Genomic DNA, 14,759 nt, shown 5'->3' on the forward strand with positions numbered 1-14,759 from the left:
GATTTGTAAATAACAATGGGGTCAAACGACCCCATTTCATTAACATAGTTCGCTATTTTGCGAGAGTTTGCGGCAATGTCAGCCCGAAGCTTTGCCACAGGAAGCTGTAAATGTCGGCAAACTCGTCGATCTTCATCGCTGTTGGTTTGCCGGCACCGTGCCCTGCATTAGACTCAATGCGTATAATGACGGGTTTATCGCCCTGCTGCTTCTCTTGCATCATGGCAGCAAACTTAAAGCTGTGTAGCGGAACTACGCGGTCATCGTGATCGGCCGTCATCACCATAGTCGCAGGATAGGCCTGGACTTTAACGTTATGGTAAGGCGAGTAAGCCAATAAGGCAGGGAATTGCTCAGCGTTGTCGGCACTGCCGTATTCACTGGTCCAAGCCCAACCAATGGTGAACTTGTGGAAGCGCAACATATCCAGCACCCCCACGGCCGGTAACACGGCGGCAAACAGTTCAGGACGTTGAGTGACAGCAGCGCCCATCAACAAACCACCGTTACTGCGACCATAAGCACCTAACTTAGTACTGTTAGTGTATTTTTCGTTGATTAGGTATTCGGCCGCCGCAAAATAGTCATCAAACACATTTTGCTTTTTATCGAACATCCCAGCTTGGTGCCAGCTTTCACCGTAATCGGCGCCGCCACGTAGGCTTGGTACGGCGTAAATGCCGCCCATATCTAACCAAGCGATGTTGGCAGGACTAAAACGCGGAGTCATTGAAATCGCAAAACCACCATAGGCATAGAGTAGCGTTGGGTTTTGACCATTCTTCACCAGCCCCTTCTTGTAGGACACCATCATAGGGACGCGAGTACCGTCCTTGCTGGTGTAAAATACTTGCTCAGACACATAGTCATCGGGATTGAACGACACCTGCGGCTTAGCAACCACTGTCGACTCTGCCGTTTTAAAATCGAACTTATAGGTAGTTTCGGGTTGAATATAGCTGTTAAAGACATAGTAGAAATAGTCTTTGCTCGCCTTGCCGAAAGGTCCGGCAACATTACCTTTACCAGGTAAAGTGACATCCTGACGCTTTTGTCCGCCCATGCTGAAAATCGATAACTGTCCCAATACATCGTGCAAATAACTCACGACTAAATGGTCATTAATAATGGCCACTTTATTAATAGGATCTTTCGATTCTGGAATAATGGTTTGCCACTGGGATTTATCACTATTACGGGTATCGATGGCAATCACTTTACCGTTTGGCGCATCTAAATCGGTCTTGAAATAAAATACGGCGCCATCATTGCCTAAAAACTCATATTCCGCCTCGAGGTTAAGGATTAATTCCACCACCTGCGCTTTAGGTTCAAACAGTGATTTATAGAAGAAACGATTCCGTTTGTCTGTGCCTTGGGAAATTGACAACAGTAAATATTCGCCCTGCTCAGACACATCGATGCCGAAGCCCCAGTCTTTATTTTGTGGGCGTTCGTAAATCAATAAATCTTGGCGCTGATCTGTGCCTAACTTGTGGTAATACACTTTTTGATTAAAATTCACATCAGCCAGTAAATCACCGCCCGCGGGTGCATCGTAACGGGCATAGAAAACACCTTGGTTTTCCTTATCCCACACTGCGCTGGAGAATTTAATCCAGTTGAGTTCATCTTTAAGCTTTTTACCCGTGGCAATATCGATAAACTGCCACTGCTGCCAGTCAGAGCCTGACTTAGACACTCCATAGGCTAAAATCTTGCCGTCATTACTGACTGATACGCCGGAAAGCGCCACAGTCCCATCGGCTGAAAAACCATTTGGATCCAGTACAGGTTTCTCAACGCCATCTTTGCCTTTTACATAGAGTACAGATTGCGCTTGTAAACCATCGTTACGGTAATAAAACTGGTTATCGCCATTCTCGAAAGGAGCAGAGATTTTCTCGTAGTTCCACAGCTCTGTGATACGGTCAACCACGGCTTGTTTGTTGGGGATCTTCGCTAGGTATGCTTGACCAAAGGCCTGTTGTTCTTTGACCCAGCTTTCGGTTTCTGGCGTGTTTTCTTCAAGGTGACGGTAAGGGTCCGCCACTGCAACACCGTGAATCGTCTCGACTAAGTTGTCTTTTCGGGTTTCTGGGTAAACCAATTTGTTGGCGCTGACCTGCTGTGCGGCCTCTTCTGGCGTATTGCCACTCTGGCAGGCGGCCAACGCCATGCCCAATGTGGCCACTAATAAACCTTGCTGGGCAAGGCGAAATCTTAATGCCATCTTTTATCGTCCTTTTAGTGATATCCGGCTTAACGCTCTTTTGCAGCAAGTACTATACAAGCAAAATTTTTCATGGCAATGCCGCAGCAAAAGATGAGCTTTTCTCGCTAAGAGGCAAGATTTAACAAAGTGGTAGCAATGATGAGTTTATTGAAGTGTATTTTTATGCATTAATTCTGACTGACAAGCTGTTAATCAAGCTAAATAGTGACTTAAGTGAGCTAAATCACTTAATTAGTCATTAGTTTTACTAATGTGTCTAGGCAATTTTTCTCGTTTGCTTGAGCCCTTGGGACGCACTAGAATGTGCTTGTTTTCAGGAGATATCCGCTAGCGGATATGGAAAACAAAGAACTTTTAAACTGGTGTCTTTTTAAGATGTCAGTTCATCCCTGGTTCTTATGCTTGACTTCCTTCCTTCAATTTGTTGATTGCAAATGCATTTTTTGCGGCCCGCTTAGATTAAGCGGGCTTTTTTTTATCTCGATTCAAACACACCGCGAAATTCTAGCGATTTTCAGTCGTTTTTTGTTACATAAAAATCTAATCCTCTTCCCTAAAAACGCAGCAATAAACTTATGCCTTGACGTCACTCTTAGCATTGCCGCACTTTTAATACCAATCACATTAAATATCTAATCAGTTCAGAGCCTCACAGGCCTCTCAATCCAAGGCGCATTGACGAAGAAATGGTTATTCCCTTTTAAGTCAATGTAACACGGGAGTGAGATGCCTGTGAGGCTCCCGAAGGGCGGGGTTGAATGGGCTTTATACTGTGTTTAAGGCTTTCGACAGAGCGCCACTATGCCTTCAAGCCTTCGCCTTGTCTAAAGCCCGTTTAACTCCCGCTGAATGAACAGATATTTAATACGATTGGTATAATAAGCCATAAGCTTGAATGACTGAGATTGGAGTAACATTCATGCGTTCACGAGATGCACGCTTCAGAAATGACAATGCCAAGTCCGAATACTTGGCATTGTTGGTTTAAATGAGGTGTATTTAAACTGAACGAAACTAGAACTTAGAGCCAAATATCACATCAGCGGCTTACTGATCCGGATAACGACGCGGCGGTTGAGTGCTCGCTCCTCAATATCATCATTCGACGCCACATGACGGCGCTCACCATGGCCGACGGTGACAATTCTATCCTGAGGAATACCGCTGGCGACAAAGAAATCTTTTACCGATTCTGCGCGCTTATCCGAGACTTTTTGGTTAACGGAGCGACCACCGTAACTGTCGGTATAAGCATCGACTAACACCAGTTCCACATCCGGATCGTAGGACAAGTATTCCTGAATGCGGGAAAGCTGCTGTGAGAAACGGGTTAAATCGGTGCCGCCTTCTTCGTAATTCAGTACGGTAAAGGCGATATCCTCGAAACTGTATGGCAATAAGTGTGATAGGCACGACTTAAACTCAGCATATTTACGGCCAAAGTTCGCCGCCGACAGCCCTACCGCAATTTTATTCGATTCGTTATACCAATCGGCATAATAAAACGTCGGCTCCATGCCACGGCTCAGTTCGCTCAACATCGACCAAGCGGCACGCTTTGGTACTTCACCATTAAAATACTTTTGGTAACGTAGTGAAGTGATTTCTTTCGATACAACACCAGGACGCCACTGGGGGGCGCGACTCATCAAGGTCGCCTGTGTGACTTGGTCCGGTTTCACCCACATGTCCAAGGTAAAGTTAAGATTTAACTGTTTACCCGCTTCGCTGGTGAAAATTGCCTTACCGTAAGATGGAATATCATGCTCAAGACGGCATACGATGGGGCTGTTTTGACTGACTCGCCATTGGGATTCGCCCAAAGAGGCCACATAGTGGCGCAACTCTGCCATTGCAGTTGCTGGAACGCATAAAATTGATACTAATATCAGTTTTCGCCACATAGCCCTTACTCGTGTTTATTCGGTTACGAAGTTTTATCGGCAAACTTTTTAGTTCCTTTAGCTCATAAAACCACCAATCAAACATGACACATCCTAGTACATTTAGCATAATAGCGCCCTATCATTTTTCTTGGGTACTTTAATGAGCGATATTAGCGACGCAAACAAATTGAAACACCGATTTCGAGGCTACTTTCCGGTAGTGATAGATGTCGAAACCGCGGGCTTCAACTCTCAAACCGATGCGTTGCTGGAAATAGCCGTCACGCTGTTAAAAATGGATGATGAAGGCTTGCTCGGCATTGATAAAACCCTGCATTTCAATATTGAGCCCTTTGAAGGCGCCAACTTAGAACCTGAGGCGCTGGCCTTTAATGGTATTGATCCCACCAACCCATTACGCGGCGCCGTAAGCGAAAAAGAAGCCTTCTTAGAGATTTTTAAAGCCGTTAAAAAGGCGCAGAAGGCCTCAGATTGTCACCGCAGTATTATCGTGGCGCACAATGCCGCCTTTGATCATGGCTTTGTGAGTAAAGCGATTGAGCGCTGTGACTTAAAACGCTCCCCCTTCCACCCTTTTGCCACCTTTGATACTGCAACACTCGCGGGCTTAGCGATTGGCCATACCGTGCTGGCCAAAGCCTGCATTATGGCGGGGATCCCCTTCGATAATAAAGAGGCTCACTCAGCACTTTACGATACCGAGCGCACCGCAGAGCTGTTTTGCCATATCGTCAACCGCTGGAAGCATTTAGGCGGTTGGCCATTATTAGCCGCGGGTGAGTCAGAGGATGCAGATGGTGAGGAATAAGCGTTAATGCTTATCGACCGTCCAATAAAAAAGCTGCCCAAGGGCAGCTTTTTTATTACGCGAAAATCCGCAAATTACAGAGAGCTTGCGTTTTCTGCTAAGTAAGCCGCAACACCTTCAGTGCTTGCGTTCATACCTTTGTCGCCTTTTTCCCAACCCGCTGGGCATACATCACCGTGCTCTTCGTGGAATTGCAGAGCGTCGATCATACGCAGCATTTCGTCAACGTTACGGCCTAATGGTAGATCGTTAACCACTTGGTGACGTACCATACCTTCTTTGTCGATCAGGAATGAACCACGGAAGGCCACGCCAGCTTCTGGGTGCTCAACATCGTATGCTTTGCAGATGTCGTGTTTAACGTCAGCAACTAAAGTGTATTTCACTTGGCCAATACCACCTTTTTCTACTGGGGTGTTGCGCCATGCGTTGTGAGTGAATTGAGAATCGATAGATACACCGATCACTTCAACACCACGCTTAGTGAACTCTTCCATGCGGTGATCGAAAGCGATCAACTCTGATGGACAAACGAAAGTGAAGTCAAGTGGATAGAAAAAAACAACCGCTGGCTTACCTTTGATGGCCGCAGTTAAGTTAAAGCTATCTACGATTTCGCCAGAACCTAATACAGCTGCAGCAGTAAAATCAGGAGCCGGACGGCCTACTAATACGCTCATTTTATATCTCCATCTATGAGTTGAACTAACTATTAAAGTAAAACATCCCTTAAACACGCTTGCGCTGATTTGCACGAGTGTCTTTGAGGGAGCTTACCAATCAAATCTTTAGGCATTATAAGTCGTGCGTTTTGCCTTACAACCTATTTAAGACCAATATCACATTTTTCAAGGGCATTTTGACACTACTGCTTAAGGATAGAGCAATCTGGGCGAGTGGTAAGCGTTCGAGAACACATTCGTCTAACAGTAAAAACCCACCCAATTCACATTTTCAGATATTTTTCAGATTAAGCCGCCGTAAACTGGACAGACACGGCCTTTGCAGTCAAAAATAGTCCCTTTGGTTTACAGAATTAAGATATTGTCTATGAATGCAGTCGTTATTGCAGTGTGTTTAATGTTAGCCCTCAGTTTGGCGAGGGTGAATGTGGTGATTGCACTCACTATCAGTGCCCTCGTTGCCGGTTTGGTCGGGGGAATGGATCTGCATCAAACGATTGATGCCTTCAATACGGGATTAGGTGGCGGCGCACAAATCGCCCTCAGTTATGCCTTACTTGGTGCGTTTGCTGTGGCACTATCCCATTCGGGCTTAACGACACTGATCTCCAACTCCATCATTAAAAGCCTTGGCAAAGATCCCAATGCTACCAACACCAACTGGGTCCGCTGGTTATTGTTGTTATCCCTGCTCGCTATGTCGATGGCATCGCAAAATATCCTGCCGATCCATATTGCCTTTATTCCGATACTCGTGCCGCCGCTACTGCATGTGATGACCAAGCTAAATATCGACCGCCGTCTTGTCGCCTGCGTGCTGACCTTTGGACTTGTGACCACCTACATGATTTTACCCGTGGGCTTTGGCGGGATTTTCTTGAATGATATTTTGCTCTCTAACCTGACGGGCAATGGGTTGGTCGCCGTACGCGATCAAATTCCCCCCGCAATGCTGATCCCCGCCGCCGGTATGGTGGTTGGCTTGTTGATCGCAGTATTTTTCAGTTACCGCAAACCTAGGGTTTACGATGAAGCTAAGGTACTGACCGCCGAGCCTGAAGAAAGCCTCAATAAACGCAATATCGTTATCGCTGCGTTTGCGATTCTGGCGACTCTGTTTGTGCAACTTGAAACCGATTCGATGATCTTCGGCGCCTTAGTCGGCTTTATGATCTTCAGTTTTTCGGGCGCGCTCAAGCACGTTGCCGATCAAGATATTTTCACCCAAGGCGTGCGCATGATGGCCAATATCGGCTTTATCATGATCTCCGCCGCAGGTTTTGCTGCGGTAGTCAAAGAAACCGGCGAAGTCGGCACACTTGTCTCGTCATTGAGTTCATTGATTGGGGATAATAAAGCCCTTGCCGCCTTTTTGATGTTACTGGTCGGCCTTTTGATCACCATGGGCATTGGCTCGTCCTTCTCGACCATTCCGATTATCGCGACGATTTACGTGCCCTTAGCCTTAAGCTTTGGTTTTTCAGTGCCTGCAACTATCGCGTTAGTCGGCACCGCTGCGGCCTTGGGCGATGCTGGTTCACCTGCATCTGATTCAACATTAGGCCCGACCTCGGGTTTAAATGCCGATGGTCAGCACGACCATATTCGCGACAGTGTGATCCCAACCTTTATCCATTACAATATCCCTTTACTGGTCTTTGGTTGGATTGCCGCCATGGTACTCTAAGGCAGATAGTAATAAAAAAGCGTGGCAAGACCACGCTTTTTTATGCCTAATTTTTAATGTCTAGCTAGCTCAGTAAAAGGAACTCAGCGCAGGCTATTATCGGACACATGCTCACCCTTTTTGGCCTTATCCACGTATAAAGCCTTATCCGCCGCCTGTAACACTGAGTCAAAGGATGGATAGCCGCTCGAATCAGCCACCCCGCACGATACCGTTAGCATGCTTAAGAACTGGCGCTGCTCAACATTCTCTTTAAGCTTATGAGCAAGTTGTAACGCTTTATCCTGGGAGCAATTACTGAGGATCACCACAAATTCATCCCCACCAGTGCGGATAAACAAGTCATTCTCCCGAAATACCGCTCGCATGGCTTCAACAATTTGCAGAATTGCCATATCGCCCAGTTTATGACCGTAGGTATCGTTAATGGTTTTGATTTTATCGCCATCGATACAGATCACCGCATACAGGCCCTCAGTCGCCGACTTAAATGTCAGCGTCTCATAGACCTTCTTATTGTAGGTTTTAGTAAAAGGATCCTGCAGCATCGCCTCGCCGAATCGTTGACGTTCTGCTCGCAGCTGTTTAAGGCGCATATACCTGAGTTGGAAGATAACAGTTAACACGCACAACAAGAACCATAGGGGAACATACTGAACCACAAAGCGTAATACACTGACTTTATAGGTTAATGTGGTGAGGTTATCCAGATGATTACTCATGGGATAAAACAAGAACTCGGGCGTAATACGCGTCCAGAGGCTGTCGCCAGTGATCACTATATCGGTGCCATAAGGGGTCATCACCGACTCATAGTCTTTACCCCGCATAAATCCCGATGCCATAAATGCCGTATCGGCAATCACATCCCCCCACATATGCGCAGGATCGTGGGAAGATGAAATCGGCGCCGCCATAGAGAAAATAACATTTCCTGTAATTTCATCGACGTAAGGAATCGATAACACGATACCGTCCGCCAAGGACTCCGCCGACGCGTCCTTACTGCAATAATGCAGCCGCTGACAAAACTCATTGGTCAAAATGTGATCGTGAATTAATCGGTTTTTCACTTCTTCCGGAATTGGGGATGCCACATACAAGGCATTGCTTTTATATAAGCCGATATAGACAAAAGCCCCGCGAACCGCATTCTTGCGACTCGAATAGAGGTAGTCAAAATAACGAATGATTTGCTCTTCTTCCGGTAGCAAATGGCTCCCGGGAGGCAATAATAAGCGCGAAGGGTCGAGCTTAAAAGGCGCAAGCAGCGCGCTATCGAAATCAATAATATCGTGTAACGATAAGCCTTTTCCTAGCAGCTCCACATAACTTGGCACAGTGTGTTTTGCCCTCAGGAAATGAACGAAAGCCTTATGTTCCTTGTCGATTTTGAAGGGTAAGAGGATCAGCAGCAGGACAACAAATATCAATGTTGCCAGTGAACAGGATTGACGAACCAGTGCCCAACTGAGTTTTGTACTAATCATAATCCCTGCCATCATCTTACTTAAAATGAATTGAATATAACGAACAATTGTATTGTTCAAGTATTAAATTGAAATAAATCTTATTGTTAACTCTAGTTCAAGCACCGGGAAGGGGCGATGAATATTGTATTGCGAACGCCAAAAACAAAAGGGAGCCTAAGCTCCCCTATCGAATCTTAATGACGGTTAAGTCATCTCGTTTTTATTTAGTACCGAAGATTTTATCACCGGCATCGCCTAAACCAGGCAGAATGTAGCCCTTCTCGTTTAAGCATCTGTCGATAGCCGCAGTATACAGCTCTACATCAGGGTGAGCCGCTTCAAGGGCTTTAATCCCTTCAGGCGCGGCAACTAACACTAGGGCTTTAATCGACGTACAACCACGTTTTTTCAGCAGGTCGATAGTCGCAATCATAGAGCCGCCAGTTGCCAGCATAGGGTCAACAATCAGTGCGATACGCTCGTTCATGTCGCTGGCCAGCTTTTCAAAATATGGCACTGGCTCTAAGGTTTCTTCGTCGCGGTAAATACCCACAACCGAAATACGCGCACTTGGAATATGCTCAAGCACGCCGTCCATCATGCCTAAACCCGCACGCAGGATCGGCACAACAGTCACTTTTTTGCCCTTGATCTGGTCCACATCCACTGGACCATTCCAGCCTTCAATCGTAACAGTTTCGGTTTCGAAATCTGCGGTAGCTTCATAGGTTAACAAGCTGCCCACTTCGGCGGCTAGCTCACGGAAACGTTTAGTGCTAATGTCACCTTCACGCATCAGGCCGATTTTGTGACGCACTAACGGGTGTTTAACCTCGACAACTTTCATTTTTCTCTCCTACTGTTGTTCGCGAAATATCTTAGGCAAATTTTTCAGATTTTAGATGATTTGTTTATTGGGTAAAACATAAAGTTTTGCCATTCGAGCTAATCGTGAGCAATATCCCAAGAATTATTGCCTATCGCTTAAGATACACCCATTCATCTACTATTTTATGACCAATCGCAGGATAGAAAATGTGAAATATCCCCCTGTGAAGCTAAAAATACTCCCCGCAAGTCGATAAATCCAAATCATGGCTTTCGACCCCTAGCACAAGCTGGTAGAATACCGCCGCATAAAAATCCAATAACGATGTACCCGAGAGGATCCTCCGTGAGCACTCCTACCCCACTGAGCTATAAAGACGCTGGCGTTGATATTGATGCTGGTAATGCACTGGTAAGTAACATTAAAGCGGCTGTTAAACGTACCCGTCGTCCAGAGGTAATGGGCAACTTAGGTGGTTTTGGCGCATTGTGTGAATTACCCACTAAATACAAGCAACCTGTTTTAGTGTCAGGCACCGACGGTGTTGGTACTAAATTGCGTTTAGCTATCGATTACAAAAAACACGACACAGTCGGTATCGACTTAGTGGCTATGTGTGTGAACGACTTGATCGTTCAAGGCGCTGAGCCGTTGTTTTTCCTCGATTACTACGCAACAGGCAAGCTCGATGTAGAAACCGCAACCTCGGTTGTTAACGGCATCGGCGAAGGTTGTTTCCAATCTGGTTGTGCGTTAATCGGCGGTGAAACCGCTGAAATGCCAGGCATGTATGAAGGCGAAGATTACGACCTCGCAGGTTTCTGTGTGGGCGTGGTTGAAAAGGCTGACATCATTGACGGGAGTAAAGTGGCTGCGGGTGATGCCTTAATCGCCTTAGCCTCAAGCGGTCCTCATTCAAATGGCTACTCATTAGTGCGTAAAGTATTAGAAGTCAGCCAAGCGGATCCTCAACAGGATCTCAATGGCAAGCCATTGATCCAACATCTGTTAGAACCAACCAAAATTTACGTTAAATCATTGCTCAAGCTGATCGAAGCATCGGACGTGCACGCAATGGCGCACATCACTGGCGGCGGTTTCTGGGAAAATATCCCCCGCGTACTGCCTGAAAACTGCAAAGCCGTTATCCAAGGTGATTCATGGCAATGGCCTGCCGTTTTCAATTGGTTAATGGAAAACGGTAACATTGCAGAATATGAAATGTACCGCACCTTTAACTGTGGTGTCGGCATGATCGTTGCGCTGCCAGCCGATAAGGTCGATGCCGCACTGGCACTGCTCGCCGCCGAAGGCGAACAAGCTTGGCTAATCGGTGCTATCGCTGCTCGCGAAGGCAATGAAGAGCAAGTGGAGATCCTGTAATGCCCCAAAGCTGTCGTGTAGTTGTATTAATTTCCGGAAATGGCAGTAACCTGCAAGCCGTTATCGACGGTTGTGACGATAATCTGCAGGCCGAAGTTGTCGGAGTGATCAGTAATAAACCCGATGCCTACGGTTTAATTCGCGCCCATCATAGTGAAATTGATACCAGCTGCGTGATTGCTCATTCAGGTGAATCTCGCTCTGAGTACGATGCACGGTTAATGGCAACAATTGAAAAGTACCAACCCGATTTGATTGTGTTGGCCGGATTTATGCGTATTCTGACCAACGATTTTGTGAATCGTTACTTAGGACGCATGATCAATATCCACCCTTCGTTGCTGCCTAAATATACCGGATTAAACACCCACCAGCGCGCCATTGATGCGAAAGACACTGAACATGGCGCCAGTGTGCATTTTGTCACCCCAGAGCTGGATGCTGGCCCAGTGATTTTACAGGCAAAAGTCCCTGTTTATGAGGATGATACTGCTGAGATGCTCGCCGCTCGTGTCCATGAGCAAGAGCATGCGATTTATCCTTTGGTGGTGAAATGGTTCAGCCATCAACGCCTCAAGATGCAGGACGGCCAAGCCTATCTCGATGGCACCTTAATCGGACCTAACGGCTACGCCCCCGATTAAACACTGCCTCGCGAAAAAAAAGAGACCTTAAGGGTCTCTTTTTTTTCGCCTTGTAATACAAAATCATTGTTTTCTCGCCTAATGTGGCATTAGATAAGCTAACGAAAAGTGATTTTGTTCGGCATACAAGAGACTATTAGATGAAAAATATTATCTGCGATATCGATGGTGTACTCCTGCACGACAATAAGCTGATCCCCGGCAGTGATAAATTTATCCACCGCGTTCTCGACCAAGGCAATCCCCTCGTTATTCTGACCAATTACCCAGTACAAACGGGTAAAGATCTGCAAAACCGCCTCAGCGCCGCCGGGATAGACGTACCAGAAGAATGTTTTTACACCTCGGCCATGGCCACCGCCGATTTTTTAAAGCATCAGGAAGGCAGTAAAGCTTTTGTGATTGGCGAAGGCGCCCTCACCCATGAGCTCTACAAGGCTGGCTTTACCATTACTGACATTAATCCCGACTTCGTGATTGTCGGTGAAACCCGCTCCTATAACTGGGATATGATCCATAAGGCCGCCGGATTCGTCGCCCGCGGTGCCCGTTTTATCGCCACCAATCCCGACACTCACGGCCCCGCTTACAGTCCGGCCTGCGGCGCCCTGTGTTCACCAATAGAGCGCATTACCGGTAAAAAGCCCTTTTATGTGGGCAAACCCAGCTCGTGGATTATCCGCTCAGCGCTCAACCATATCGACGGTCATTCCGAAAATACCGTGATTATTGGCGACAATATGCGCACCGATATTCTGGCGGGTTTTCAAGCAGGGCTTGAGACTATTCTGGTCACCAGCGGCGTGAGTAAGCTTGAAGATATCGATAAAGAGCCTTTCCGCCCAAATCATGTATTCGCCTGCGCCGGCGATATTGATGTAGTTTAATCCTTAAATCGCCCGATTCTCAGCACCTTAGCGTGCTGAGAACCACAACAGACTCGATACGGTAAAGCAACATTAAGTAACATTTTTCCCCTTGGCTCTCCCTTGTCCCCCAATAGCGCTTGCTTCATGATAAGGCACGACATACCCCTTTGATATATGCGTGAAATACGCCCTAAAAACAACAGTAGGATTAACCTATGCGACGTTTGTATCCTGTCTGCGCGCTAGCCATGCTCAGCGCCTGCAGCCCTAATTCGGCCCAGCCCGATGCCAACAGCAGTGCAGCACTGAAACCCGTGCAAATGAATGAAGCACGCTTTAGAAACGACATTAAAAACCTTTCCTCCGATGAGTTTGAAGGCCGCGCCCCCACTACCCACGGTGAAAAGCTCACCTTAGACTACCTGTCTAAGGCCTTTGCCGAAATGGGACTCAAAGGCGCCTATCAAGGCAGTTTTTTACAACCTGTACCTATGGTGAGTTATACCGCCTACGATGTGCAGCAAATCAGCTTGGCAGGATTGCCGTTAACCTATCGCAAAGATATCGTCTTAAACAGTCGTCACGATAATGGCGGCGTCAATATCGAAAACGCCCCCTTAGTGTTTGTTGGCTACGGTGTAAATGCGCCGGAATATGGCTGGAACGATTACCAAGATGTGGATATGAAAGGCAAAATTGCGGTGATCCTTGTGAACGATCCCGGCTTTGCCCGCCCTGACTCTGGTAAGTTTAACGGTAAAGATATGACCTACTATGGTCGCTGGAGTTACAAATTTGAAGAAGCCAGCCGTCAAGGCGCACTCGGGGCGTTGATCATTCACGATACCGAGCCTGCTTCTTACCCTTGGTCCGTGGTTGAAAACAGCTGGACTGGCGCGCAGCAAGATTTAGTCCTCAGCAAAGCCGAGCAAGACAGCCGCGTGCAAGTCGAAGGCTGGTTAACCTTAGATGCTGCTACACAATTATTTGAAAAAGCGGGTTTATCCCTACCAACGCTGATGGCGCGCGCCGCCGATAGTCCAATTAACTTACCCCTTGAGCAAATGGCCAATATCGCCTTTAAAAACAAAGCCGAATACGCCAACAGCTATAACGTTGTCGCCACCCTTCCCGGCACTCAGCAAGCCGATGAGCAAATCCTATTTACCGGCCACTGGGACCATATTGGCAAAGATGACAGTAAAGAAGGCGATAAGATTTACAACGGTGCCATGGATAACGCATCGGGCATTGCGGGCATTTTAGAAATCGCCAGACAACTGGCCGATAACGCCAAACAGGGCCACGGCTTAGCGCGCTCGGTGACCTTTATCGCGACGACAGGTGAAGAGCAAGGTTTACTCGGCTCACGCTATTACGCTGCCAACCCAATCTACCCCATTGATAAAACAGTGGCAGTACTCAACTTAGATAGCACCAATATTTATGGAAAAACCAAGGACTTCACTATCGTCGGTAAAGGCAAGTCCGAGCTTGAAAACTACTTAGTCGATGCCGCCAAACAGCAAAACCGTATTGCTTTGGGTGAAAAGAATCCTGCGTCGGGCGGATTCTTCCGCTCTGATCACTTCAGCTTTGCCAAACTTGGCGTGCCTGCGGTCTTTGCCGGTGGAGGAAGCGAACCCATAGATGCTGCAACCGCAAGCTATAAGACTCAAATGCAAGCGACCATGAAGGGCTGCTACCACAATGTCTGCGATGAATACCATGAAGACTGGGATCTGAGCGGTGCGATTCAAGATCTCGAAGTTTACTATCAAGTGACTCGCACCTTAGGTAACAGCCAAGATTGGCCTGGCTATTATCAAGGCACTGAGTTCAACAGCCTGCGTCCTGCCAAAACGGAACTTGCCACGGCCGCAAAGTAAACACTTGAAAACGATTCATCGCTGAAACATCCCATAAGGCACCTTGAGAGGTGCCTTATTATTTTATCAGCCGCCCCACTTTAGACTCACAGTTTGACCTTGGCTGTGACAACACGTGCAATGACCGCCGACAAACTGTTCATTAAATCAGCAATATTTGTGATTGGATCACTATCTTGCTCACATTTATCATGATTTTGCCAAAAACGGATTTTATTGAGTGAACATTATGTATTTGCCAATATCCCGCTTCGCAACCAATAACCAAAAACATTTTATTCATAAAAATGCACGATAAATTAAACAACCATCAGCCATAACCATTTTACATGCAGATCAAAACCATCGAAAA

Annotated in this window: 11 protein-coding genes; 6 read left to right on the forward strand and 5 right to left on the reverse strand. The window is 46.8% G+C overall.

Features of this window, described 5'->3' with window-relative positions:
• Window positions 1–52: 52 nt before the first annotated feature.
• Complete coding sequence (locus tag N5E87_RS12960; protein ID WP_086904824.1) at window positions 53–2,233, reverse strand: prolyl oligopeptidase family serine peptidase; 2,181 nt, start codon at window positions 2,231–2,233, stop codon at window positions 53–55.
• A 1,037-nt stretch (window positions 2,234–3,270) separates the two neighbouring features.
• Window positions 3,271–4,140, reverse strand: a complete 870-nt coding sequence (motY, locus tag N5E87_RS12965; RefSeq protein ID WP_086904706.1) for a flagellar protein MotY — start codon at window positions 4,138–4,140, stop codon at window positions 3,271–3,273.
• Between the two features lie 142 nt (window positions 4,141–4,282).
• Between motY and rnt the strand changes: the two genes are divergently transcribed.
• Window positions 4,283–4,951: a ribonuclease T gene (rnt, locus tag N5E87_RS12970; protein WP_086904705.1), complete on the forward strand. Its 669-nt coding sequence runs from the start codon at window positions 4,283–4,285 to the stop codon at window positions 4,949–4,951.
• Between the two features lie 74 nt (window positions 4,952–5,025).
• Here the strand turns inward: rnt and N5E87_RS12975 are convergent, their stop codons facing one another.
• Complete coding sequence (locus tag N5E87_RS12975; RefSeq protein WP_011623136.1) at window positions 5,026–5,631, reverse strand: peroxiredoxin C; 606 nt, start codon at window positions 5,629–5,631, stop codon at window positions 5,026–5,028.
• A 370-nt stretch (window positions 5,632–6,001) separates the two neighbouring features.
• On the opposite strand from N5E87_RS12975, the gene N5E87_RS12980 reads away from it, so the two are divergent.
• On the forward strand, window positions 6,002–7,321 hold the full coding sequence (locus tag N5E87_RS12980; protein WP_011717451.1) for a Na+/H+ antiporter family protein: 1,320 nt from the start codon (window positions 6,002–6,004) through the stop codon (window positions 7,319–7,321).
• 83 nt (window positions 7,322–7,404) lie between these two features.
• Here the strand turns inward: N5E87_RS12980 and N5E87_RS12985 are convergent, their stop codons facing one another.
• Window positions 7,405–8,811: a GGDEF domain-containing protein gene (locus N5E87_RS12985; protein WP_176370368.1), complete on the reverse strand. Its 1,407-nt coding sequence runs from the start codon at window positions 8,809–8,811 to the stop codon at window positions 7,405–7,407.
• A gap of 202 nt (window positions 8,812–9,013) precedes the next feature.
• A complete protein-coding gene (gene upp / locus N5E87_RS12990; protein ID WP_011072698.1) occupies window positions 9,014–9,640 on the reverse strand; it encodes a uracil phosphoribosyltransferase in 627 nt (208 codons plus the stop codon).
• A gap of 327 nt (window positions 9,641–9,967) precedes the next feature.
• Between upp and purM the strand changes: the two genes are divergently transcribed.
• From purM to N5E87_RS13010, 4 genes are all read left to right on the forward strand, one after another.
• The gene (gene purM, locus N5E87_RS12995; RefSeq protein WP_011623139.1) at window positions 9,968–11,005 is read left to right on the forward strand and encodes a phosphoribosylformylglycinamidine cyclo-ligase; all 1,038 of its coding nucleotides are present in this window, start codon (window positions 9,968–9,970) and stop codon (window positions 11,003–11,005) included.
• On the forward strand, window positions 11,005–11,649 hold the full coding sequence (gene purN / locus N5E87_RS13000; RefSeq protein WP_086904704.1) for a phosphoribosylglycinamide formyltransferase: 645 nt from the start codon (window positions 11,005–11,007) through the stop codon (window positions 11,647–11,649). The genes purM and purN overlap by 1 nt, the downstream gene beginning before the upstream one ends.
• Before the next feature lie 140 nt (window positions 11,650–11,789).
• Complete coding sequence (locus N5E87_RS13005) at window positions 11,790–12,536, forward strand: HAD-IIA family hydrolase (RefSeq protein WP_011626525.1); 747 nt, start codon at window positions 11,790–11,792, stop codon at window positions 12,534–12,536.
• Window positions 12,537–12,733: 197 nt separating this feature from the next.
• A complete protein-coding gene (locus N5E87_RS13010) occupies window positions 12,734–14,407 on the forward strand; it encodes a M28 family metallopeptidase (RefSeq protein WP_086904703.1) in 1,674 nt (557 codons plus the stop codon).
• The last annotated feature ends 352 nt before the right edge of the window (window positions 14,408–14,759 follow it).

The sequence above is a fragment of the Shewanella sp. GD03713 genome (genome assembly GCF_029843705.1).
In the GTDB taxonomy this organism is placed as follows: Bacteria; Pseudomonadota; Gammaproteobacteria; order Enterobacterales; family Shewanellaceae; genus Shewanella.